A 20448-nucleotide genomic window follows, 5' to 3' on the forward strand; every position below is an offset into this window, starting at 1 on the left:
GGAATTTGCTGTCAGCTCAAATAGTTACCTGAGTACCCACTTCAACCACCCGACCGGTTGGGATCTGGAAATAGTCGGTGGCATCGTTAGCCGACCGGCTCATGGCGATGAATAGGTGGTCCTGCCACTGCGGCATCCCGGACTGGGCGGACGGCTTCAGCGACCGCCGCGACACGAAGAACGAGGTCGACATGATGTCGAACTGCCAGCCGAGCTTGCGCGCGACCGCGAGCGCCTTCGGCACGTTCGGCGATTCCATATAGCCGAACCGCAGCCGCACCGCGGTGAACTTGTCGCTGACCTTCTCCATGTTGACGCGCTCCGACACGTCGACGCGCGGCGTTGGAGCAGTCTCGATGGTCAGGATCACATTGTGCTCGTGCAGCACCTTGTTGTGCTTGAGATTGTGCAAGAGCGCGGTCGGCACGAAGCTCGGGTCGCTGGTCAGGAACACCGCGGTGCCCTTGACGATATGCGGCGGCCGCTTCTCCAGACTGTGGATCAGATCGCGCAGCGGCACCTCGATGCGGCGGGTCTTCGCGATGAGGATCGCGGCGCCGCGACGCCAGGTCCAGATCATCGTCGCCATCACGACGCCGAACAACAGCGGCACCCAGGCGCCCTCGAACAGCTTCAGCAAATTCGCGCTGAAGAAGGTCATGTCGACGATCACGAACGGCAGGATCAATGCCGCGGCCGACGCCACGCGCCAGTTCCACAGCCTCCAGATCACGATGAAGCCCATGATGCCGTCGGCAACCATGGTGGTGGAAACGGCGATGCCGTAGGCCGAGGCGAGCCCGCTCGAGGTGCGGAACAGCAGCACCAGCAGCAGCACGCCGATCAGCAGCAGCCGGTTGACCCGCGGCAGATAGATCTGGCCGGCATGGGTCTCCGAGGTGTAGCGGACCTCGAAGCGCGGCAAGAGCCCGAGCTGCACCGCCTGGCTGATCAGCGAATAGGCGCCGGTGATGACGGCTTGGCTCGCGATCACGGTCGCGGCGGTGGCGAGCCCGACCAGCGGCAGCAGCAGCACGTCGGGCACCATGCGGTAGAACGAGTTCTCGATCGCGGCGGGATCGGACAGCACCAGCGCGCCCTGCCCGAAATAATTCAGCAGCAGCGAGGGCAGCACGAAGAACAGCCAGCCGGACTGGATCGGCTTGCGGCCGAAATGCCCGAGGTCGGCGTACAGCGCCTCGCCGCCGGTGACCGCGAGGAACACCGCGCCCAAGGTCACCAGGCCGACGGTGCCGTGAGTCAGCAGGAATTGGATCGCGTAATAGGGATTGATCGCCGCCAGCACCGACGGATCGTCCATGATGTGGACGACGCCCATCACCGCGAGCGAGGCGAACCACGTGACCATCACCGGCCCGAACGCGGAGGCGACGCGCGCGGTGCCGGAGCTCTGCACCGAGAACAGCAGCACGAGGATCAGGATCGTCAGCGGCACCACATAGTGCTCGAGATGCGGCGTGGCGAGCTTGAGGCCCTCGACCGCCGACAGCACCGAGATCGCCGGCGTAATCATGGAATCGCCGATGAACATCGAGGCGCCGACCACGCCGAGTGCGAGCAGCGGCCAGCTGCGCCGCCCGATCGCGCGCTGGCCGAGCGCCATCAGCGACAGCGTGCCGCCCTCGCCATTGTTGTCGGCGCGCAGCAGCAGCAGCACGTATTTGGCGGTGACGACGGTGAACAGCGCCCACAGGATCAGGCTGAGCACGCCCAGCACCATGATCCGGGTCACCGGCTGGCCGTGCGCGGCGCCGCCGACCGCCTCGCGGAATGCGTAGAGCGGCGAGGTTCCGATATCGCCGAACACGACGCCGATACTGCCCAGTGTCAGCGCCCAGAAGCCGGCGGCGCCTTGGCCTTTGCCGTGAGTTTCCTGGGCTTCGGTGGAAGAGACGCTGACAGCCATGGCGAGGTTGGAACGCCCGATCGGTTGATTTTGATCCGCGCGGCTATCGACGCTTCCGCCCCGCCTGTCAACCAACCAACTGGGCTAGCTTGACGGTAGCATGGTAACCCGAAGCTACGGCTTCAGGTCCGGCGGCAGCGGCGGATTTTCCCGCATCAACGTGATGGTCACGCGACGGTTCGCCGGCAGCGTCGGATCGTCGGGAAACAGCGGCTGGCCGTCCGCCTTGCCGGAAACCGCGAAGACGTGGGACGGCGGCAGCCCTTCCCGCTCCAGGATCTGCCGCACCGCATTGGCGCGGTCGGCGGAGAGGTCGAAGGCGTCGTAATCGCTGCGCGCCGGCACGAAGCCTGCGGCTGTATGCCCCACGATCGCGACCCTGAGCGGCGTCGCCTTCAGGGGCGCTGCGAGTTTCTGGATCAGCCGGCGGGTGCGCTCATACGGCTCCCTGGAACCGTCGGCGAACATCGAGCGGCCGTCCTGGTCGACGATCTCGAGGTTGAGCCCCTCCTTCGTCTCCTCGAACATGATGTTCTTGGAGACCTCGGTCAGCTCCGGCATGTCCTGCAGCGCCTGGCGGAGCGAGGCGGAGGCGAGCGCGAATTCGCGATCGATCTTCAGCCGCGCGCCGTTGATCTGGCTGCGCTCCTGCTCGTCCGGCGTCGGATTGGCGGAGGATTCCTCCGGCGAGATGTGCTCGACATTCTTGAGCTTCGGCCGGGTCGGCAGACCGTCGGACTCGACGATCCCTGAATAGCGCACATTGGTCTGCACGCCGAAGGCGTCGCGCATCGAGCCGGCGACGATCTTCAGCTTGTTGTTGTCCATGGTCGAGAACGCGACGAGCATCACGAAGAAGCTCATCATCAGGCCCATCAGGTCGGCGAAGGTCACGAACCAGCCGTGACCTCCACCGTGGGCGTCGCCGCGCTTTTTCTTGGCCATTGTCGCGTTTTTCCGGCTGCGTTTCCCGAACCCGCCGGCCGGTTAGGCCGGGACCGGCTCGCCTTCCTCGTGGCGATGCTTCTCCGGCAGATAGGCCAGCAGCATCTCGCGCACCAGCGCGGGGCTCTTGGAATCGCGGATCATCAGGATGCCGTCGATGATCAGCGTGCGGTTGGTCTCCTCGTCGAGCAGCTTGCCGTGCAGCTTGTCGGCGATCGGCAGACAGAACAGGTTGGCGACCAGCGCGCCGTACAAGGTCGCGAGCAGCGCGGTCGCCATGAACGGGCCGAGCTTGGAGGGATCGGTCATGTTGGCGAACATCTGCACCATGCCGATCAGCGTGCCGATCATGCCGAAGGCCGGGGCGCAGTCGCCGATCGCGCGGTAGATCTTGCTGCCCTCGTCGAGGTGCATCAGGAAATTGTCGCGATCGCGCTCCATGTTGTCGCGGATGAATTCGAGATCGTAGCCGTCGGCGACGTAGCGGATGCCCTTGGCGAGGAACGGCTCGTCGGTCTCGACCTTCTCGAGGCCGACCGGGCCCTGCTTGCGGGCGATCTCGGCGATGCGGGCGAGCTCGTCGACGAGGTCGCGGGCCGACAGCCGGCTCATGGTGAAAGCGAACTTGGCGCCGAGCGGCAGGCCGTGCAGCATCACGCCGAGTGGAAAGCGGATCATCGTCGCGGCGATCGAGCCGCCGAAGATGATGATCATGGCGTGTTCGGAGATGAACATGTGCAGGTCGCCGCCCATGAACATCATCACCGCGATGACGATGATGCCAGCTAACAGCCCGGCGCCAGTCATGATATCCATAGGAGACTCCAACGCGTACGCAACCTGCCCGTCCTGGACGGCGCGCAGCCCAAGGCGGGCCGCGTGGAAAACCCTAACGTTAACGCCATTAAGGACGCGTTACCGAATTTGGTAGGGATAACAACGGGTAAACGGTCGCCTTTTCGCGATGTCGTTGAAGATGCTGGCTTTCCGCATGGGGCGCCGTCGCCGCATGCGCAAAAGCCCTCCCCGTAGAACAACGGACATGAGATAGGTTCAACCAGAGCGTTTTCGAGCGAAGTGGGTACCGGTTCGCGTAAAGAAACGCGTCAACACAAGAATCTGGAGCCCCGTTCCGATTCAATCGGAACGGAAAAGGCTCCAGAGGAAACGAACAAGCGAGCAGCACAGGATGAAGGCGGTCGTCGTCGAGCAATATGCGCCCATCGATCAGATCGGGCTGAAGGAGATCGCCACGCCCGAATCCGGCCCCGGACAGATCCGTATCCGGGTCCACGCCGCGAGCATCGGCTTCGTCGACGGCCTGAAGGTCGAGGGCCGCTACCAGACCAAGGATACCCTGCCCTTTACGCCCGGTGCGGAATTCGCCGGCGTGGTCGACGCGGTCGCGGACGATGTCGCCGGCATCAGGCCGGGCATGCGGGTGATGGGCGCGGCGCGCTCGGGCGCGCTGGCCGAGTACATCGTGGTGCCCCCTGCCGCCGTCGAGGTGATGCCTGACGGCCTGTCGATGGAGGCCGCCGCGGCCTTCCGCACCAATTACCTCACCGCGCTCTATGCGCTCGCCGAGCGCGGCTCGCTCAAGGCCGGCGAGCAGCTGCTGGTGCTTGGTGCCGCCGGCGGTACCGGCATCGCCGCCATTCAGGTCGGCAAGCTGCTCGGTGCGCGCGTCATTGCGGCCGCCTCGACCGACGAGAAGCGCAGCTTCGCCGCCGGCTTCGGCGCCGACGCCACCGTCGACTATACGAAGCCGGATTGGCGCGACGCGCTGAAGGACGCGACCGGCGGCCATGGTCCGGACGTAATCTTCGATCCGGTCGGCGGCGAGGTCTCGCTGCAGGCCTTCCGCTCGATCGCCTGGAACGGCCGCCATGTCGTGGTCGGCTTCGCGGCCGGTCGCATCCCCGCTTTGCCGTTCAACCTGCCGCTCCTGAAGGGCGGCATTCTGGTCGGCGTCGATGCCGCGCAGATCGCGCGCCGCGAGCCCGAAGCGCAGGCGCGCGTGATGACGCAATTGTCGACCTGGCTGAACGAGGGCCACTTGACGCCTGTCGTCGGCAAGGTGTTCGAGCTTGAAGATTTCCGTGCGGCGTTCACGACCATGCAGACCCGCGCGGCGCTCGGCAAGATGGTGGTGCGGATCGGTTAGCGGGAGAGGCGAAGGAACGTCGATCGCACGTCCCCTGCCGCAGAACTGCCGCGGCCGCGATCAGCCGAACAGCGCCGGAAACGCATCCTGCCCGGTCAGGGCGAGGCGCTCGAGCCGCTCGGCCAGTCCGCCGCGGATTTGCCGCTTCACCGCGCGGAATCCCGGCTGCGCAGCGAGGCTCCTTGCGGCCGCGATCGATTTGGATTGCAGATCCGCGCCCGCGCACAGCGCATCGAGTAAAAAGCCTGCCCGACGTTCTCGCATGGCCGAACGACGAACCGAAAAGGGAGAGACATGCAGACGCTTCGAACAGCGGACGAGCGCTTCGCGGAGTTGCCGGGATTTGGCTTCGCACCGCGTTACATCGAGATCGGCCCGTTGCGCATGCACTATCTCGACGAGGGACCGAAGACCGCGCCGGTGGCGCTTTGCCTGCATGGCCAGCCGACCTGGGCCTATCTCTATCGCAAGATGATCCCGGCGCTGCTCGCCGCGGGATTCCGCGTCGTGGCACCGGACCTGTTCGGCTTCGGCCGGTCCGACAAGCCGGTGGACGAGGACATCTACACTTTCGACTTCCATCGATCCTCGGTGATGTCCCTGATCGAGGCGCTCGACCTGCGCCGCATCATGCTGGTGTGCCAGGATTGGGGCGGATTGATCGGACTGACGGTGCCCATGGACATGACGGATCGCTTCGATCGACTGCTCGTGATGAACACGATGCTGGGCACGGGAGACGCGCCGCTCGGCGAAGGCTTTCTCGCCTGGCGCGCCTTCTCCAATCGCAGCCCGGACATGGACATCGCGGCACTGATGCAGCGCGCGGTCCCTGGTCTCACGGACAAGGAAGCCGCCGCCTACGCCGCGCCCTATCCGGACCAGCGATACAAGGCCGGCGTCCGACGCTTCCCCAATCTGGTGCCGGACCGGCCCGACGCCGGCGGCGCCGCGCTGTCGCGCCGCGCACGGGACTTCTGGTCGCAGCAATGGGCTGGACAGAGCTTCATGGCTGTCGGCATGAAGGACCCGGTGCTCGGGCCGCCCGTGATGAACGCGCTGCGACAGGTGATCCGGAATTGTCCGCTGCCGCTCGAACTGCAAGACGCCGGGCATTTCGTACAGGAGGCCGGCGAGATCATCGTCGTAGAGGCGATGAAGGCGTTCGGTCCGGCACGCTGACGCGCGTGATGACACCATTGTCGTCCCGGCGAAAGGCAAATTATCACACGTTATTGTCGCCCGGTTTCACGCCTCCTACCGTTTGCCGAAAACGGCAGTGGGGTGAGAAAATGCAGGACATGCTGACGCATCTGGAGAAGCTTCGCACCGACGCTGCGGAGTGCGCTTTGATCCGCGACCTGGCCACTGACATCCAGAAGCGCGAATTGTTCACCAAGCTCGCCGCGCATCTTGCGGCCCTCGCCGCGGAAGTCGAGAAGGCGATCGCCGCGGCCGGCAAGCAAGGCGAAGCCGTCTAGTACGCGGCAGGGACCGGTTTGGGTCACGCGAGCGCGCGATCTCCCACACTGCAATCGGATCGCGGGAACCAACGCCGCGGCGGCGCATTGTCGCTTCACTCATCGGTTGAGAGGTCACATGCTGCCAGTATCGGTATGCGCGCCGATAATGTAGCATTCCTTGTCCGACGAAGAGCCAATTTGCCGCCGTCTGTTTTATTTCAGGATTCCCCCTTGGCAGTTTTCTTGGCACTTTTTGCATATCGAGCGTCCCGGTCGCGCGAGCGGATCTCCTCCGCCAGAGCCGCGCGATGAAGACGGACAAGGCCATATGGTATGTCTCGTTCGCCATGAGGACGCCTGACGCCGGACATCACCGCTTCGCGCGCCAGACCCGTACCTTCACGACCGAGCAGGACGCCAAGGCGTTCGCGCGCACCCTGCTCGATCAGACCCAGGACGTCAGCGCCGGAACGATCAATCCGCATGTGCCGAGACGCGTGGTCGCACCGGCTGCGATCACCGCTTGGGCCGGCGAGAGTTGAGGCTTGCGTTTCGTCCCTACAGAAACCGCGACGGCGCAAACGGTTGCAGCGAAATCTCCGGCGGCTTGCCGCTGAGCAATTGCGCGACCAGCCGGCCGGTGCGAGCCGAGCCGACCAGCCCGACATGGCCGTGGCCGAACGCATACACCACGTCGCGCGAAGCACGGCTGTGGCCGATGCAGGGCCGCCCGTCGGGCATGCTCGGGCGGTGGCCGAACCAGGTCTTGATGCGCGAGGCTGGAATGTCCTTCGGCAGCTTCGGGAACATGCTGAGGAGATGCTCGCGCAGGATCTCGGCGCGCTTCCAGTTCGGTGCGGCGTCGAGCCCGGCGATCTCCACCGTGCCGGCGGCACGCAGGCCCTTGTCGGTCCAGTTGACCACCATCTTGGCGTCGGAGGCCATCATCGAATTGCGCGGTCCGGTCTCCGGATTCTCGATCATGACGTGATAGCCGCGCTCGGTTTCGAGCGGCAGCGGATCGCCGATCGACGCGGTCAGCTGCTTCGAGCGCGCGCCGGCGGCAACCACCGCCGCATCGCAGGCGATCTCGCCGGTTTCGGTGACCACGGCTACGAGCCTGTCACCCGCAAGCCTGAGGCCTGTGGCCTTGGCGGCGATGCGCTCCGCGCCGTTCGCGACCGCGTGCGCGGCGAGCGCTGCGACGTAGGCGCCGGGATCGCGGCAGCGGCCGGCCTCCTCCACCACGACGCCGAACTTGTAGCGCGGATGCAGATCGGGCTCGCGCTGGCGCATCTCGTCTTCATCGAGCTCCAGCCATGCGATGCCGACGCGCTTGCGGATGCGCCAGCCGAGGTCGCGGTCGAACGGCGCGCGCGACGGAAACACGTGCATCACCCCGCGCCGCTCGATCAGCTCGGGCACGCCGGCCTCCTCGGCGAGTTGCCGGTGCAGCAGCGGCGCGTCCTTCAGCAGATCGCGCATCGCCCGCGCAGTGGCTTCGACCTGCGGCTCGGTCCAGCTCGACAGCAGATACTTGACCAGCCACGGCAGAGCCTTCGGCAAATACGACCAGCGGATCGCGAGCGGCCCGAGCGGGTCCATCAGATAGCCCGGCACCTTCTTCCAGGTGCCAGGCTCGGCCGGCGGAATCACCGAATGCGACGACAGCCAGCCAGCATTGCCATAGCTCGCCGCCTGGGTGCCACCGGGCTCGCCCGGATCGATCAGCGTGACACGATGTCCCTCGCGCAGCGCCTCGATGGCGCTGATCACGCCGACCGCGCCGGCGCCGATGATCGCGACGTGACGGCGAGCCGGCTCGGACATCAACGCGCGGCCTGCTCGGGTACGAAATCCTTTCCGACCGACAGCGCGCGCTGATCGACCAGGCAGTGCACGATCGCCGGCTTGCCGGAGGCCAGCGCCCGCTCGAACGCCGGCGCGAAGTCTTCGGTGCGCTCGACCCGCTCGCCATGGCCACCGAACGCCTTGGCATAGAGCGCAAAGTCCGGGTTCTTGAGCTGGGTGCCGACGACACGGCCGGGATAATCGCGCTCCTGATGCATGCGGATGGTGCCGTATTGCGCGTTGTCGATGACAACGACGATCAGCGGCGCGTCGTACTGCACGGCGGTGGCGAATTCCTGCCCGTTCATCAGGAAGCAACCGTCGCCGGCAAAGGCGACGACGACGCGATCCGGATGATGCCGCTTGGCCATCACGGCCGCCGGCACGCCATAGCCCATCGAGCCCGAGGTCGGCGCGAGCTGCGCGGCGAAGGCGTGGAATCGATGGTGGCGATGGATCCAACCGGCGTAATTGCCGGCGCCGTTGCAGACGATCGCATCCTTCGGCAGCCGGTCGCGCAGCCACGTCATGACCTCGCCGTATTGGAAATGGCCCGGCAGCTCGCGCGGCTTGTCGGTCCAGGCGAGATAGTCCGCGTGCGCCTTAGCCGCCTCGCCCTTCCAGGCCGGAGTGGCTGACGGCTTCATACTTTCGACTGCAGCTGCGAAGGCCGCAGGCGTCGCCTGGATCGCCAGCGCCGGCTGGTAGACGCGGCCGAGCTCTTCGGAGCCTGGATGCACGTGAATGAGCTTCTGGCTCGGTACGGGAATGTCGAGCAGCGTGTAGGATGACGACGGCATTTCCGACATGCGGCCGCCGATCAACAGAATGACGTCGGCGCCGGTGATGCGATCCTTCAGCTTCGGGCTCGGGCCGATGCCGAGATCGCCGGCATAATGCGAGTGGTCGGCGTCGAACAGCGAGGCGCGGCGGAACGAGGTCGCGACCGGCAGGTCGAAGCGCTCGGCAAAGCGCGCGATGCCCTTGGCGGCCTCTGCGGTCCAGGCCGAACCGCCGAGCACCACGATCGGCGCCGTGGCGCCGGCGAGCATGGTTCCGAGGCGTTCGAGATCCGACGGTGCCGGCCAGGTCGCCGCGGGCTCGACCTTCGGCGCGTCGGCGACCGCTGCGGTCTCGGTCAGCATGTTCTCCGGCAGCGAGATCACGACCGGACCGGGGCGGCCCTGCAGCGCGACGCGGAAGGCGCGCGCGACCAGCTCCGGAATGCGGTCCGGACGATCGATCTCGACGGCCCATTTCGCCATGGTGCCGAACACCGCCTTGTAGTCGAGCTCCTGGAACGCCTCGCGCTCGCGCATGCCGGTGTCGACCTGGCCGACGAACAGGATCATCGGCGTCGAATCCTGCATCGCGATGTGCACGCCATGAGCGGCGTTGGTCGAACCCGGGCCACGGGTCACGAAGCAGATGCCGGGACGCCCGGTGAGCTTGCCATAGGCCTCCGCCATCATCGCAGCACCGCCCTCGGCGCGGCAGATCACCACATCGATCGGGCTGTCATGCAGGGCGTCGAGCGCCGCCAGGTAGCTCTCACCCGGCACGCAGGTGACGCGCTCCACCCCTTGCGCGACCAGCTGGTCGATCAGGATCTGGCCTCCGGTGCGGGCATTGCTTTTGGTCATGAGGGCTCCCTGCGGCACTGGCGCGCGCTTGCGGCTCGCGCGGAATTTGGTCCGACCGGGGTATGATAGACGGGAATATGGTGCAAGGCCGAAGCCGGGTCTCGCCGGCGAAGCGGGGTCAAGCCATGCGGTAGGCAACGGGCATCGTCGTTTCACCGTCGATTTCCGCAGGGCGGACGGCAGCCGGTGCAATCGTCGCAGCCCAGCCGGCGGGCACGCTGGTGACCCTCCGCCGATTTCAGCGCCCCCTCGCCGTCAACTTTCGGACGGCATCGTCACCGGTCGGCAGGTCGATCCGATCCTGTGCCGCGCCATGATCAACCTGTGCGCGTTTCTTTCAACGGCACGCCGAGCGGCGATGCGGCAGCCTCGCGCTCATCACGCGGCACCGATCGCCGCAGCAGCGCGCATGCGGAGAGATGATCCGCCAGGATCGCAAAGACCGACAGCGCGCGAGACGACAGCGTGGCACAAACTGCATGCACATCGCGCTATATGCACGACAACAATCATTCGAAATGCGTGTGCGCGTTTCCGTAAGACTACGGTGCAGCGATCGGTCGCTTCCCGCCTTTCATTCAGGATCGTGCGGATTTTGCGGCAAATCACCGTCGTAAACGTCGATTTCGGTGCACTTATCACTCGCATCGCGCGTTGGGCTTTGCGCGACCACGCACGGCGCACTGCATGCACTTCTTGATGGAACTCGAATCGCCTACGGTTTCATGCAGTCAGAGATTGCAAATCGTGTATCGCACCTGCCCGCCACCCGGCGGCAGAAGGTTTTCTGCTACCGATCAGGTGCATCGCTTTTGAATTCAACAATCGATTACCAATGCTGGAGGCAATGCATGTTGGGGATGAAGAGCGTCGCAAGCATGGTCGGCTCGGACAGTTCATACCGGCTGTTCGACGACATGCCGATCAGTGTCATGCTCTGCGAGCTGGACAATTTCAGGATCACCTACATCAACGAGTCGACGCGGCACAATCTGAAGAAGATCGAGCATGTGCTGCCGGTGAAGGTCGACGCGCTGATCGGACAATCGATCGACATCTTTCACAAGAATCCGCAGCATCAGCGCCGGCTGTTGTCCGATCCGAAGAACCTGCCGCACAAGGCGCGCATCACCATCGGCGGCGAGACGCTCGATCTCACCGTGACGGCGATGACCAATTCGCGCGGCCGCTACTCGGGGCCGATGCTGACCTGGGAACTCGCCACCGAGAAGGCGCGGCTCGAAACCCAGACCGAGCGGCTGTTGCAGATGCTCGACAACATGCCGATCAACATCATGATGTGCGATACCGATTTCAACATCACCTACATCAACCAGACCAGCCTCAAGACACTCGACACCGTGAAGCATTTGCTTCCGGTGCCGCCGGACAAGATCCTCGGCAACTCGTTCGACATCTTCCACAAGAACCCGGCGCACCAGCGCCGGATCGTCGGCGATCCCAAGAACCTGCCGCACGCGGCCAAGATCAAGCTCGGTCCGGAAACGCTCGACTTGCGGGTGTCCGGCCTGACCGACAAGCGCGGCAACTATACCGGCGCGATGCTGAGCTGGTCGGTAGTCACAGGCAACGTGAAGCTGGCCGACGATTTCGAGAAGGACGTGAAGGGCCTTGCGGGCATGCTGGCGTCGGCTTCGACGCAAATGCAGGGCACCGCACGATCGCTGACCACGACAGCCGAATTCGTCAATCAGCGCTCGGCGAGTGCCGCGTCGGCCTCCGAAGAGCTGTCGTCCTCGGTTAACGAGATCAGCCGCCAGGTGTCCGAAGCGAGCCGCATCGCCCGCATGGCAGTCGAGGAAGCCGAGAAGTCCGACAAGCTGGTCGCGGGTCTCGTGACCATGGCGCAGAAGATCGGCGACGTCGTCGCACTGATCAGCCAGATCGCCGGTCAGACCAATTTGCTCGCGCTCAACGCCACGATCGAGTCCGCGCGCGCCGGCGAGGCGGGCCGCGGCTTTGCCGTCGTCGCCTCCGAGGTGAAGGCACTGGCCAACCAGACCGCCAAGGCAACCGAGGACATTTCGGCGCAGATCAACGAGATGCAGGCCGCGACAGGCAACACCGCCACGGCGCTGAAGGCGATCTCACAGGTCATCATCCAGATCAGCGAGATCTCGACCGTGATCGCCAGCGCCGTCGAGGAACAGGCCGCGGCCACCAAGGAGGTCACCGCCAACATCAACGGCACGACCAAGGCGATCGACGACGCCACCAAGGCCGCCGAGAACGTGCTGGCCGCCTCCGGCGAGCTCGCCAGCAACGCCTCCGAGCTGGAAGTCCAGGTCGACAAGTTCCTCAAGAACGTGCGGGCGATGTAGGCGCCGCCGGATCGCGCGCTTGCCTAGAGCGAGCGCGCGATCACGAGCTTCATGATCTCGTTGGTGCCGCCGTAGATCTTCTGGATGCGGGAATCGATGAACATGCGCGAGATCGGATATTCCTGCATGTAGCCGTAGCCGCCATGCAGCTGCAGGCATTCGTCGGCGGTCTCGACCTGCTTCTGCGAGCACCACCATTTCGCCATCGACGCCGTCACGGTGTCGAGGTCGCCGGCGACCAGGCGTTCGACGCACCAGTCGACGAACACGCGGGCGATCATCGCCTCGGTCTTGCGCTCGGCCAGCTTGAACGCGGTGTTCTGGAATTCGATTAGCGGCTTGCCGAACGCGGTACGCTGTTTGGTGTAGTCGGCGGTGATCCTCACCGCGCGCTCCATCGAGGCGACCGCGCCGATCGCCAGCGACAGCCGCTCCTGCGGCAGTTGCTGCATCAGCTGCACGAAGCCGTTGCCCTCCTCATTGCCGAGCAGGTTCTCCGGCGGGACCGTGACATTGTCGAAGAACAGCTCCGACGTATCAGAGGCGTGGAGGCCGATCTTGTCGAGGTTGCGCCCGCGCCGGTATCCCTCGGCGCCAGCGGTTTCAACGACGATCAGCGAGATGCCTTTCGCGCCCGGCGCTCCGGTGCGCGCCACCACGATCACGAGGTCCGCGGCCTGGCCGTTGGTGATGAAGGTCTTCTGGCCGTTGATGACGTAGGAATTGCCCTGCTTCTTCGCCGTGGTCTTGACGGCTTGCAGGTCGGAGCCGGTGCCGGGCTCGGTCATCGCGATGGCGCCGACCATCTCGCCGGACGCCATCTTCGGCAGCCAGCGCTTTTTCTGCTCCTCGGAGCCGTAGTTGACGATGTAGTGCGCGACGATCGCGCTGTGCACGGAGACGCCGGTGGTCAGCTCCGGCACCGTGCTCTCGAGGTCATCGAGCACGGCAGCGTCATAGGCGAAGCTGGCTCCCAAGCCGCCATAGGCTTCCGGGACGCTCGGCAGCAACGCGCCCATCTCGCCGAGCGCGCGCCAGGCAGAGCGGTCGACCAGCTTCTGCTCGCGCCATTTTTCGGCGCGCGGCGCCAGGTCTTTGGCGAGGAATTTCCGGAACTGGTCACGGAACGTGTCCAGCTCCTCGGTCATCCAGGACGATCGGTAGTGCATTCTGCCCTCGTGTTAAATCAGCAGACCGCCGCCGGCGACGATCACTTGACCACTGATGTAGTTCGATTCCGGAGCGCAGAACAGATAAACCGCGTCCGCCGCCTCTTCCGGCGTGCCGCCGCGGCCGAGCGGGATCATGCGGCCCATCGCCTCCAGCATCTGCGGCTGGACGCCGACCTTGATGTCGCGGCCGGCGACGTCGATGGTCTTCTGCTGTGCTTCGATCGGCTGAGTCAGGCGGGTGTTGATCAGACCGAACGCCACGCAATTGACGTTGACCTTGTAGCGGCCCCACTCCTTGCACATCGTGCGCGTCAGCCCGATCAGCGACGCCTTGGCCGACGAATAGCTCGCCTGCCCGGCATTACCGTAGAGGCCGGCGATCGAGGAGATGTTGACGACCTTGCGGAACACCTCGCGCCCCGCCTCGGCTTCCTTCTTCGCCATCACCCGGATCGGCTCCGACGCCGCGCGCAGGACCCGGAACGGGGCGACCAGATGGACATCCAGCATGGCCTGGAACTGCTCGTCCGACATCTTCTGGATCGTCGAGTCCCAAGTGTAGCCGGCATTGTTGACGATGACGTCGAGGCCGCCGAATTTTTCGATGGCACCGCCGACGAAGCGATCGGCAAAGCCTGCTTCCGTCACGCTGCCATTGACGGCGATCGCCTCGCCGCCCATGGCCGTGATCTCGGCGACGACCGCATTGCCCGGCTCGGCATCGAGGTCGTTGACCACAACACGCGCGCCCTCGCTCGCGAGCTTCAGCGCAATCGCTCGCCCGATGCCGCGGCCCGATCCGGAGACGAGCGCAACTTTACCTTGCAGCTTCGACATGATTTCTCCCTCAAACGAGATGATTTCTTCCTCACCTCTCCCGCTTGCGGGGGAGGTCGGAGCGCATCGTCAGATGCGTTCCGGGTGGGGGCTCTCTCTGCGATGCAACTCGTGGAGAGAGCCCCCACCCCAGCCCTTCCCCGCAAGCGGGAGAGGGAGCACAAGTCCGTGCTCGGCGAGACCTTCTCCCTACACCGCGATAATGGCTTCGCCGGCGAGCTTGATCTCGCCGTTCTGATCCTTGGTCGTGAGCGCGATCTTGGCCCGCTTCTCGCCGCCTTGCTCGATCAGCTCCGTCACCGTGCCCTCGCAGGTCAGCTGAGCGCCGAGCTGGGTAATCGCGGCAAAGCGCGTCGAGAACGAGCGGATGCGCGACGGCGCGACCGTGTCCGTCAGAGCCTGGCCGAGATAGCCCATGACCAGCATGCCGTGCGCGAACACGTCGGGAAACCCGGCCGCCTTCGCGAAGTCGATGTCGACATGGATCGGATTGTGATCGCCGGAAGCACCGCAATACAGTGCGAGGCGATGCCGGGTGATCGGCGGAAACGCCTTGTGGACGATGCGGTCGCCGATCGACGGGGTGCTGCTCATGACGGTCTCGCATTGCGCACCACGATGGTGCGCGAGGTATCGGCGACATGGACGCCGGCCTGGTTGGTGACCGCGGTCTCGACCACGATCAGCGTCATCGCGCCGCCCTTCTTGTCGGTCACGCTGGCGACGCGCGGCCGGAACGTCAGCGTATCGCCGACCACCACAGGAGCGTGATAATCGAAACGCTGCTCGCCGTGCAGCACCCGGGCCAGATCGATGCCGAGCGCGGTCAGGAACTCGAACGGATCGAGCGCATCCATCATCTCGAGACAGAACAGATAGGTCGGCGGCACCGGAGCCGCCGGCCCTTCCCGATAGACCGGGTTCTTCTCGCCGAGCGTGTCGAGGAAGAAGCGCAGGCGCCCCGGCTCGACGCGCGCGGTCACGGGCGTGAATTCACGCCCGATGGCAGATTGATCGACCATGGGTGACCTCAGGCGCGTTCGTAGAGCGTCACCACGCAGGCGCCGCCGAGACCGAGATTGTGCTGGAGCCCGAGCCGCGCGCCGTCCACTTGCGTCGCAGCTGCCGTGCCGCGCAGCTGCCGCGTCAGCTCGTAGCACTGCGCCAGGCCGGTGGCGCCGAGCGGATGACCCTTCGACAGCAGCCCGCCTGACGGGTTGGTGACGATCCTGCCGCCATAGGTGTTGTCGCCGTCGTCGATGAACTTCGCGGCCTCGCCCTCGCCGCACAGGCCGAGCCCCTCATAGGTGATCAGCTCGTTATGGGCGAAGCAGTCATGCAGCTCGACGACGTCGATATCTTTCGGTCCGATGCCGGCGGCTTCATAGACCTTCTTCGCGGCGTCGCGCGCCATGTCGTAGCCGACCACCTGCATCATGTCGTCGGCACCGAACGTCGACGGCGTGTCGGTCGTCATCGCCTGCGCGGCGATGCGAACGCTCTTGTTGAGGCCGTACTGGTCGGCGAACTTCTCCGAGACCAGGATCGCAGCGGCACCGCCGCAGGTCGGCGGGCACGCCATCAGCCGTGTCATCACGCCGGGCCAGATCACCTGGTCGTTCATCACGTCGTCAGCGGTGACCTCCTTGCGGAACAGCGCCAGCGGGTTGTTCTTGGCGTGACGGCTCGCCTTGGCCCGCACCTTGGCAAACGCGGACAGCGGCGTGCCGTATTTCTTCATGTGGCTGAGGCCGGCGCCGCCGAAATAGCGCAGCGCCAGCGGCACGCCGGGCGCGTCGACCAGCTTGTCCGCCGCGGCGTCGAAATCGTCGAACGCGCTGGGGCGATCGGTGAACACGGCGCCTAATGCGCCGGGCTTCATCTGCTCGAAGCCGAGCGCCATCACACAGTCGGCCGCACCCGACTCGATCGCCTGACGCGCCAGGAACAGCGCGGTCGAGCCGGTCGAGCAGTTGTTGTTGACGTTGACGATCGGGATGCCGGTCATGCCCACCGGATAGAGCGCGCGCTGCCCGCAGGTGGAGTCGCCATAGACATAACCGACATATGCCTGCTGGACCTTGCCGTAGTCGAGCCCGGCATCAGTCAGCGCGAGCTTCGCCGCCTCGGCGCCCATCACGTGATACGGCGCATTGGCGCCGGGCTTGACGAACGGGATCATGCCGACCCCGGCAACATAGGTGCGTGACGTCATCGCGTGTCCTCCCGGAAATTACCCACTGGACTATTTATTACCCATGGGTAATATACGGGCCATCTCCCGGAGTCAATGCGACAACAACCGACGCGATGGACGCCAGCTCTCCCTCCTCCAACAACGAGTCGCCCTGGCTGCCGTTCGAGAGCCGGCGCCGCGCCCGCGACGAGAAGCGCGAGGCGGTGCTGCGCACGGCGGTCGCGCTGTTCCTCGAACAGGGCTATCACCGCGCCACGCTGAACGAGGTCGCCAAGCGGCTCAACATCACCAAGCCTGCGCTCTACAACTACTTCCGCGGCAAGGACGAGATTCTCTACGAGTGCTGGTCGCTCGGCAACGAGCTGGTCGACGAATGCATCGCCGAAACCAGCGCCGGCGGCGGCAGCGGGCTTGCCAAGCTGCGCAAGCTGATCGTCCGCTATGCCGAGTTGATGACCGAGGACTACGGCAAGAGCCTGGTCCGCTTCGACATCCGTGACCTCAGCGAAGACAATCGCAAGATCGTGCAAACCGCCAAGCGGCGGATCGACCGCGCCTTCCGCGACTATATCGCAGATGGCATCAAGGACGGTTCGGTGAGGCAGTGCGATCCGAAGCTCTCGGCTTTCGCAATTGCGGGCTCGCTGAACTGGATTGGACACTGGTTCCAGCCCGGCGGCGAGATGACCGGACGCGCCGTCGCCGAGGAATTCGCGATCCGCCTCACCGAGGGGATTACCACAACATCAACGCTCAAGAAGGCGGACAAGCCGCCTCGCAAGGCAAACGCGGGAAACGCATCAAGGGAGGACGGGAGTGAACATCACACACGGACTGCGGCGCGCACTGCAGGTCAATCCAAACGGGCTCGCGGTCGTCTGCGGTGAGCGGCGGCGCACCTGGCGCGAGGTCGGCAGCCGCGTCGCCCACCTCGCCTCGGCGATCTGCTCGCTCGGCGCCGGCAATGGCGACCGCGTCGCGATCCTGTCGCTGAACTCCGACCGCTATCTCGAACTCTATCTGGCCGTCGGTTGGGCCGGCGCGGTGATCGTGCCGCTCAACATCCGCTGGTCTCCCATCGAGAATGAGGACGCACTGCGCGACTGCCGTGCGACAATCCTGTTCGTCGACAAGGCGTTCGCGGCGGTCGGCGCGACGCTGGCGGGCGCCATCCCCGGGCTCAAGCTGGTGTATGCCGACGAAGGCGAGACACCCGCCGGCATGGAGAATTACGAGACGCTGATCGCGCGCAGCGAGTCGATCCCGGACGCGATGCGCACGCGCGACGATCTCGCCGGCATCTTCTACACCGGCGGCACCACCGGCCGCTCCAAGGGCGTGATGCTGAGCCACGGCAATCTGATGGCCAATGCGCTGAACGCGCTCGGCGAAGGCCTGTGGCCGGGCACCTCGATCTACCTGCACGCCGCACCGATGTTTCACCTCGCCAACGGCGCGGCGATGTATTCGGTGCTGCTGTCCGGCGGCTCCAATGTCGTGATCCAGGGCTTTACGCCGGACGGAGTTGCCGCTGCGGTGCAGAAGGAGCGCATCACCGACGTGCTGCTGGTGCCGACCATGATCCAGATGTTCGTCGATCATCCAACGCTCGGCTCTTATGACCTTTCGTCCTTGAAGCGCATCTCCTACGGCGCCTCCGTCATCAGCGATGCCGTGCTGATGCGCGCCATGAAGGCGCTGCCGCATGTCGAGTTCACCCAGGCCTATGGCATGACCGAGCTGTCGCCGATCGCGACGCTGCTGCACTGGAAGGAGCATATCGGCGACGGCCGCGCCAAGGGCCGGCATCGCGGCGCCGGCCGCGCCACGCTTGGCGCCGAGGTCAAGATCGTCGATGCCGAGGACAAGGTGGTGCCGACGGGCACCGTCGGCGAGATCGCGGTGCGCGGCGATATGGTGATGATGGGCTATTGGGAGCGGCCCGAGGAGACCGCACGCGCCGTGATCGACGGCTGGATGCACACCGGAGACGGCGGCTACATGGACGAGGATGGCTTCGTCTATGTGGTCGACCGCGTCAAGGACATGATCATCTCCGGCGGCGAGAACGTCTATTCCGCAGAGGTCGAGAACGCCCTCGCCCAGCATCCGGCGGTGGCGCAGTGCGCCGTGATCGGCATCCCGAGCGAGCGCTGGGGCGAGCAGGTCCACGCCGTGGTGGTGATGAAGAGCGGCGCCAGCGCCACGCCGGAGGAGCTGATGGAGCACTGCAAGGCGCTGATCGCCGGCTACAAATGCCCGCGCAGCGTCGACATCACCGCGACCCCGCTGCCGCTCTCCGGCGCTGGCAAGATTTTGAAGCGCGAGCTGCGCAAGCCGTATTGGGAGAACCGGGAGCGGCGGGTGAGCTGACGGCGCTGCTCAGACTTAGTTCCAGTCATTCCGGGGCATGCGAAGCATGAACCCGGAATCTCGAGATTCCGCGATGCGCAATTGCGCATCTGAGGTTCGATGCTGAAGCATCGCCCCGGAATGACGATGTCCCTTAGGCCGTCGCATGGCGCCGCGCGAACGGCCGATGTTGACATCGCAGCTTGCTGCCGATTGGATTGACTCATTTCAATCCAGCGAGTTCCGATGTCCGCACCCGATACCAACGCCGACGGCAAGTCCCGCCGCCTGATGCACCGCCGCTCCGTCGAATGTCTCGGTTATCTCCGTGACGACGGGCTGTGGGAAGTCGAGGCGCAGCTGGTCGACACCAAGCCTTATGCGCGGCAGGACAAGCATCGCGGCCTGCAGCAGCCTGAGGATCCCGTGCACGACATCAGGCTGCGGCTCGCGGTCGACGATAGTTTCACGATCCGCGAGACCGGCACCACGATGGCCTCGACGCCCTACCCGTCCTGCCTCGACGTCGAAGGCATTCTGCAGCGCCTGGTCGGCGAGCGCATCGGCAAGGGCTGGCGCGAGCTGGTCCGCCACAAGATCGGCAAGCTCGAGACCTGCACCCATCTCGCCGAGTTGCTGGGCCCCGCGGTGACGACGCTGTTCCAGACCGCGACCTCGGGCAAGGACCCGCAGGGCCGCGGCGCGCTCGATCATCAGCGCGATGTCACCGAGCCGCCGTTCTTCGTCGGCGGCTGCTACTCGTGGCGGCTGGACGGGCCGGTCGTGGCCGAGACCTTCCCGCAGTTCGCGAAGCGGCCTGTCGAGGTGAAGCAGGGTTCGTGAGTGACGCCCGGCCGCCGCTCGCGGATACTCTGCGAGAAGCAATCAGGGGGTGAATGTGGAGAAATACGGCGCCGGATCGATCGTGGTCTCCGACTATGACCCCAACTGGCCCGCACTGTTCGCGCAGGAGCGCGTGCGGATCGAGCGAGCGCTCGGCGCGTCCGCCTTGGCCATCGAGCATATCGGCAGCACGGCCGTTTCAGGTCTCCCGTCGAAACCCATCATCGACCTGCTGGTTGGCGTTCGCAGCCTCGAAGAGGCCCGGCAACAATGCATCAAGCCGCTCGCGCCACTTGGCTACATCTACATGCCGGAATACGCGCAATGGCTCCCCGGCGAGTTGTTCTTCCGCAAGGGGCCGCCGGGTCCATGGACCCATCATCTGCATATGATGGAGCCGTCCCATCCGCGCTGGGAAGCACGCCTAGTGTTTCGCGATTATCTGCGCGCACATCCCGGGGCCGCCCGCACCTACGCCGACATCAAACGGGCCCTCGCCGCCTCCTCAAATGAGGACATCGAAGCCTATCGAACCGGCAAGGATGCTTTCGTCCAGGAGACAACGGCCAAGGCGCGCGCATGGCGCGCGGCTGCACGAGATCAATAGCGCAATCGGCTGCCGGCAAGCGAGCACGTTCGTCGCCGAGGCCAGTCAGCCCTGCATCGCGATGGGTTGATCCATTCCGGAAGCTCACGTAGTCGTCCGGGC

General features: G+C 65.3%; 19 protein-coding genes. 9 read left to right on the top strand and 10 right to left on the bottom strand.

All coding sequences use genetic code 11. The features are described from left to right. Positions 1-16 precede the first annotated feature (16 nt). The 3 genes from XH92_RS27710 to XH92_RS27720 all read right to left on the bottom strand — a co-directional run bounded on the left by XH92_RS27710 (position 17) and on the right by XH92_RS27720 (position 3688). Positions 17-1927, bottom strand: a complete 1911-nt coding sequence (locus tag XH92_RS27710; protein WP_194454948.1) for a potassium transporter Kup — start codon at positions 1925-1927, stop codon at positions 17-19. A 114-nt stretch (positions 1928-2041) separates the two neighbouring features. Continuing rightward, positions 2042-2872 (bottom strand): flagellar motor protein MotB, encoded by an 831-nt coding sequence (locus tag XH92_RS27715; RefSeq protein WP_194454949.1) that lies wholly within the window; start codon positions 2870-2872, stop codon positions 2042-2044. A gap of 42 nt (positions 2873-2914) precedes the next feature. After that, positions 2915-3688 carry a motility protein A gene (locus XH92_RS27720; RefSeq protein WP_076860523.1) on the bottom strand — a complete coding sequence of 258 codons (774 nt, stop codon included), beginning with the start codon at positions 3686-3688 and terminating at the stop codon, positions 2915-2917. A gap of 373 nt (positions 3689-4061) precedes the next feature. Between XH92_RS27720 and XH92_RS27725 the strand changes: the two genes are divergently transcribed. From XH92_RS27725 to XH92_RS27740, 4 genes are all read left to right on the top strand, one after another. Then, a complete protein-coding gene (locus XH92_RS27725; protein ID WP_194454950.1) occupies positions 4062-5039 on the top strand; it encodes an NADPH:quinone oxidoreductase family protein in 978 nt (325 codons plus the stop codon). Between the two features lie 294 nt (positions 5040-5333). Continuing rightward, complete coding sequence (locus XH92_RS27730) at positions 5334-6221, top strand: haloalkane dehalogenase (protein ID WP_194454951.1); 888 nt, start codon at positions 5334-5336, stop codon at positions 6219-6221. Positions 6222-6331: 110 nt separating this feature from the next. Next, the gene (locus XH92_RS27735; RefSeq protein WP_194454952.1) at positions 6332-6520 is read left to right on the top strand and encodes a hypothetical protein; all 189 of its coding nucleotides are present in this window, start codon (positions 6332-6334) and stop codon (positions 6518-6520) included. Positions 6521-6810: 290 nt separating this feature from the next. Continuing rightward, positions 6811-7044, top strand: a complete 234-nt coding sequence (locus XH92_RS27740) for a hypothetical protein (protein ID WP_194454953.1) — start codon at positions 6811-6813, stop codon at positions 7042-7044. A 16-nt stretch (positions 7045-7060) separates the two neighbouring features. On the opposite strand, the gene XH92_RS27745 is transcribed toward XH92_RS27740, so the two are convergent. Together XH92_RS27745 and XH92_RS27750 are read right to left on the bottom strand one after the other, a co-directional pair. Further along, positions 7061-8332, bottom strand: coding sequence for an FAD-binding oxidoreductase (locus XH92_RS27745; protein WP_194454954.1), 1272 nt, complete (start codon positions 8330-8332; stop codon positions 7061-7063). Continuing rightward, on the bottom strand, positions 8332-9996 hold the full coding sequence (locus XH92_RS27750) for a thiamine pyrophosphate-binding protein (protein WP_194454955.1): 1665 nt from the start codon (positions 9994-9996) through the stop codon (positions 8332-8334). The genes XH92_RS27745 and XH92_RS27750 overlap by 1 nt, the downstream gene beginning before the upstream one ends. A gap of 851 nt (positions 9997-10847) precedes the next feature. Between XH92_RS27750 and XH92_RS27755 the strand changes: the two genes are divergently transcribed. Next, positions 10848-12338 carry a methyl-accepting chemotaxis protein gene (locus XH92_RS27755; RefSeq protein WP_194454956.1) on the top strand — a complete coding sequence of 497 codons (1491 nt, stop codon included), beginning with the start codon at positions 10848-10850 and terminating at the stop codon, positions 12336-12338. Positions 12339-12361: 23 nt separating this feature from the next. Here the strand turns inward: XH92_RS27755 and XH92_RS27760 are convergent, their stop codons facing one another. The 5 genes from XH92_RS27760 to XH92_RS27780 all read right to left on the bottom strand — a co-directional run bounded on the left by XH92_RS27760 (position 12362) and on the right by XH92_RS27780 (position 16562). Further along, positions 12362-13507 (bottom strand): acyl-CoA dehydrogenase family protein, encoded by a 1146-nt coding sequence (locus XH92_RS27760; protein ID WP_194454957.1) that lies wholly within the window; start codon positions 13505-13507, stop codon positions 12362-12364. Positions 13508-13519: 12 nt separating this feature from the next. Then, complete coding sequence (locus XH92_RS27765; RefSeq protein ID WP_194454958.1) at positions 13520-14347, bottom strand: SDR family NAD(P)-dependent oxidoreductase; 828 nt, start codon at positions 14345-14347, stop codon at positions 13520-13522. A 189-nt stretch (positions 14348-14536) separates the two neighbouring features. Beyond that, positions 14537-14941, bottom strand: coding sequence for a MaoC family dehydratase (locus XH92_RS27770; protein ID WP_194454959.1), 405 nt, complete (start codon positions 14939-14941; stop codon positions 14537-14539). Beyond that, on the bottom strand, positions 14938-15369 hold the full coding sequence (locus tag XH92_RS27775) for a MaoC family dehydratase N-terminal domain-containing protein (protein WP_194454960.1): 432 nt from the start codon (positions 15367-15369) through the stop codon (positions 14938-14940). Before XH92_RS27775 ends, XH92_RS27770 begins: the two co-directional genes overlap by 4 nt. A gap of 8 nt (positions 15370-15377) precedes the next feature. Further along, positions 15378-16562, bottom strand: a complete 1185-nt coding sequence (locus XH92_RS27780; protein ID WP_194454961.1) for a lipid-transfer protein — start codon at positions 16560-16562, stop codon at positions 15378-15380. 95 nt (positions 16563-16657) lie between these two features. Here XH92_RS27780 and XH92_RS27785 point away from each other — a divergent pair, with 95 nt between their 5' ends. The 4 genes from XH92_RS27785 (at position 16658) to XH92_RS27800 (ending at position 20346) form a co-directional block, all read left to right on the top strand. Next, on the top strand, positions 16658-17431 hold the full coding sequence (locus XH92_RS27785) for a TetR/AcrR family transcriptional regulator (protein ID WP_194454962.1): 774 nt from the start codon (positions 16658-16660) through the stop codon (positions 17429-17431). Then, positions 17361-18917 (top strand): long-chain fatty acid--CoA ligase, encoded by a 1557-nt coding sequence (locus XH92_RS27790; RefSeq protein WP_194454963.1) that lies wholly within the window; start codon positions 17361-17363, stop codon positions 18915-18917. Before XH92_RS27785 ends, XH92_RS27790 begins: the two co-directional genes overlap by 71 nt. A gap of 225 nt (positions 18918-19142) precedes the next feature. Further along, positions 19143-19739, top strand: coding sequence for a DUF2889 domain-containing protein (locus XH92_RS27795; RefSeq protein WP_194454964.1), 597 nt, complete (start codon positions 19143-19145; stop codon positions 19737-19739). A 55-nt stretch (positions 19740-19794) separates the two neighbouring features. Continuing rightward, a complete protein-coding gene (locus tag XH92_RS27800; protein ID WP_194454965.1) occupies positions 19795-20346 on the top strand; it encodes a GrpB family protein in 552 nt (183 codons plus the stop codon). Positions 20347-20448: the final 102 nt, after the last annotated feature.

It is taken from the genome of Bradyrhizobium sp. CCBAU 53421 (genome assembly GCF_015291625.1).
In the GTDB taxonomy this organism is placed as follows: Bacteria; Pseudomonadota; Alphaproteobacteria; order Rhizobiales; family Xanthobacteraceae; genus Bradyrhizobium.

Bases quoted from the DNA above. Each gene is read 5' to 3' on its own strand.
- XH92_RS27710 (WP_194454948.1), bottom strand. From the start codon at position 1,927: ATGGCTGTCAGCGTCTCTTCCACCGAAGCCCAGGAAACTCACGGCAAA.
- XH92_RS27715 (WP_194454949.1), bottom strand. From the start codon at position 2,872: ATGGCCAAGAAAAAGCGCGGCGACGCCCACGGTGGAGGTCACGGCTGG.
- XH92_RS27720 (WP_076860523.1), bottom strand. From the start codon at position 3,688: ATGGATATCATGACTGGCGCCGGGCTGTTAGCTGGCATCATCGTCATC.
- XH92_RS27725 (WP_194454950.1), top strand. From the start codon at position 4,062: ATGAAGGCGGTCGTCGTCGAGCAATATGCGCCCATCGATCAGATCGGG.
- XH92_RS27730 (WP_194454951.1), top strand. From the start codon at position 5,334: ATGCAGACGCTTCGAACAGCGGACGAGCGCTTCGCGGAGTTGCCGGGA.
- XH92_RS27735 (WP_194454952.1), top strand. From the start codon at position 6,332: ATGCAGGACATGCTGACGCATCTGGAGAAGCTTCGCACCGACGCTGCG.
- XH92_RS27740 (WP_194454953.1), top strand. From the start codon at position 6,811: ATGAAGACGGACAAGGCCATATGGTATGTCTCGTTCGCCATGAGGACG.
- XH92_RS27745 (WP_194454954.1), bottom strand. From the start codon at position 8,332: ATGTCCGAGCCGGCTCGCCGTCACGTCGCGATCATCGGCGCCGGCGCG.
- XH92_RS27750 (WP_194454955.1), bottom strand. From the start codon at position 9,996: ATGACCAAAAGCAATGCCCGCACCGGAGGCCAGATCCTGATCGACCAG.
- XH92_RS27755 (WP_194454956.1), top strand. From the start codon at position 10,848: ATGTTGGGGATGAAGAGCGTCGCAAGCATGGTCGGCTCGGACAGTTCA.
- XH92_RS27760 (WP_194454957.1), bottom strand. From the start codon at position 13,507: ATGCACTACCGATCGTCCTGGATGACCGAGGAGCTGGACACGTTCCGT.
- XH92_RS27765 (WP_194454958.1), bottom strand. From the start codon at position 14,347: ATGTCGAAGCTGCAAGGTAAAGTTGCGCTCGTCTCCGGATCGGGCCGC.
- XH92_RS27770 (WP_194454959.1), bottom strand. From the start codon at position 14,941: ATGAGCAGCACCCCGTCGATCGGCGACCGCATCGTCCACAAGGCGTTT.
- XH92_RS27775 (WP_194454960.1), bottom strand. From the start codon at position 15,369: ATGGTCGATCAATCTGCCATCGGGCGTGAATTCACGCCCGTGACCGCG.
- XH92_RS27780 (WP_194454961.1), bottom strand. From the start codon at position 16,562: ATGACGTCACGCACCTATGTTGCCGGGGTCGGCATGATCCCGTTCGTC.
- XH92_RS27785 (WP_194454962.1), top strand. From the start codon at position 16,658: ATGGACGCCAGCTCTCCCTCCTCCAACAACGAGTCGCCCTGGCTGCCG.
- XH92_RS27795 (WP_194454964.1), top strand. From the start codon at position 19,143: ATGTCCGCACCCGATACCAACGCCGACGGCAAGTCCCGCCGCCTGATG.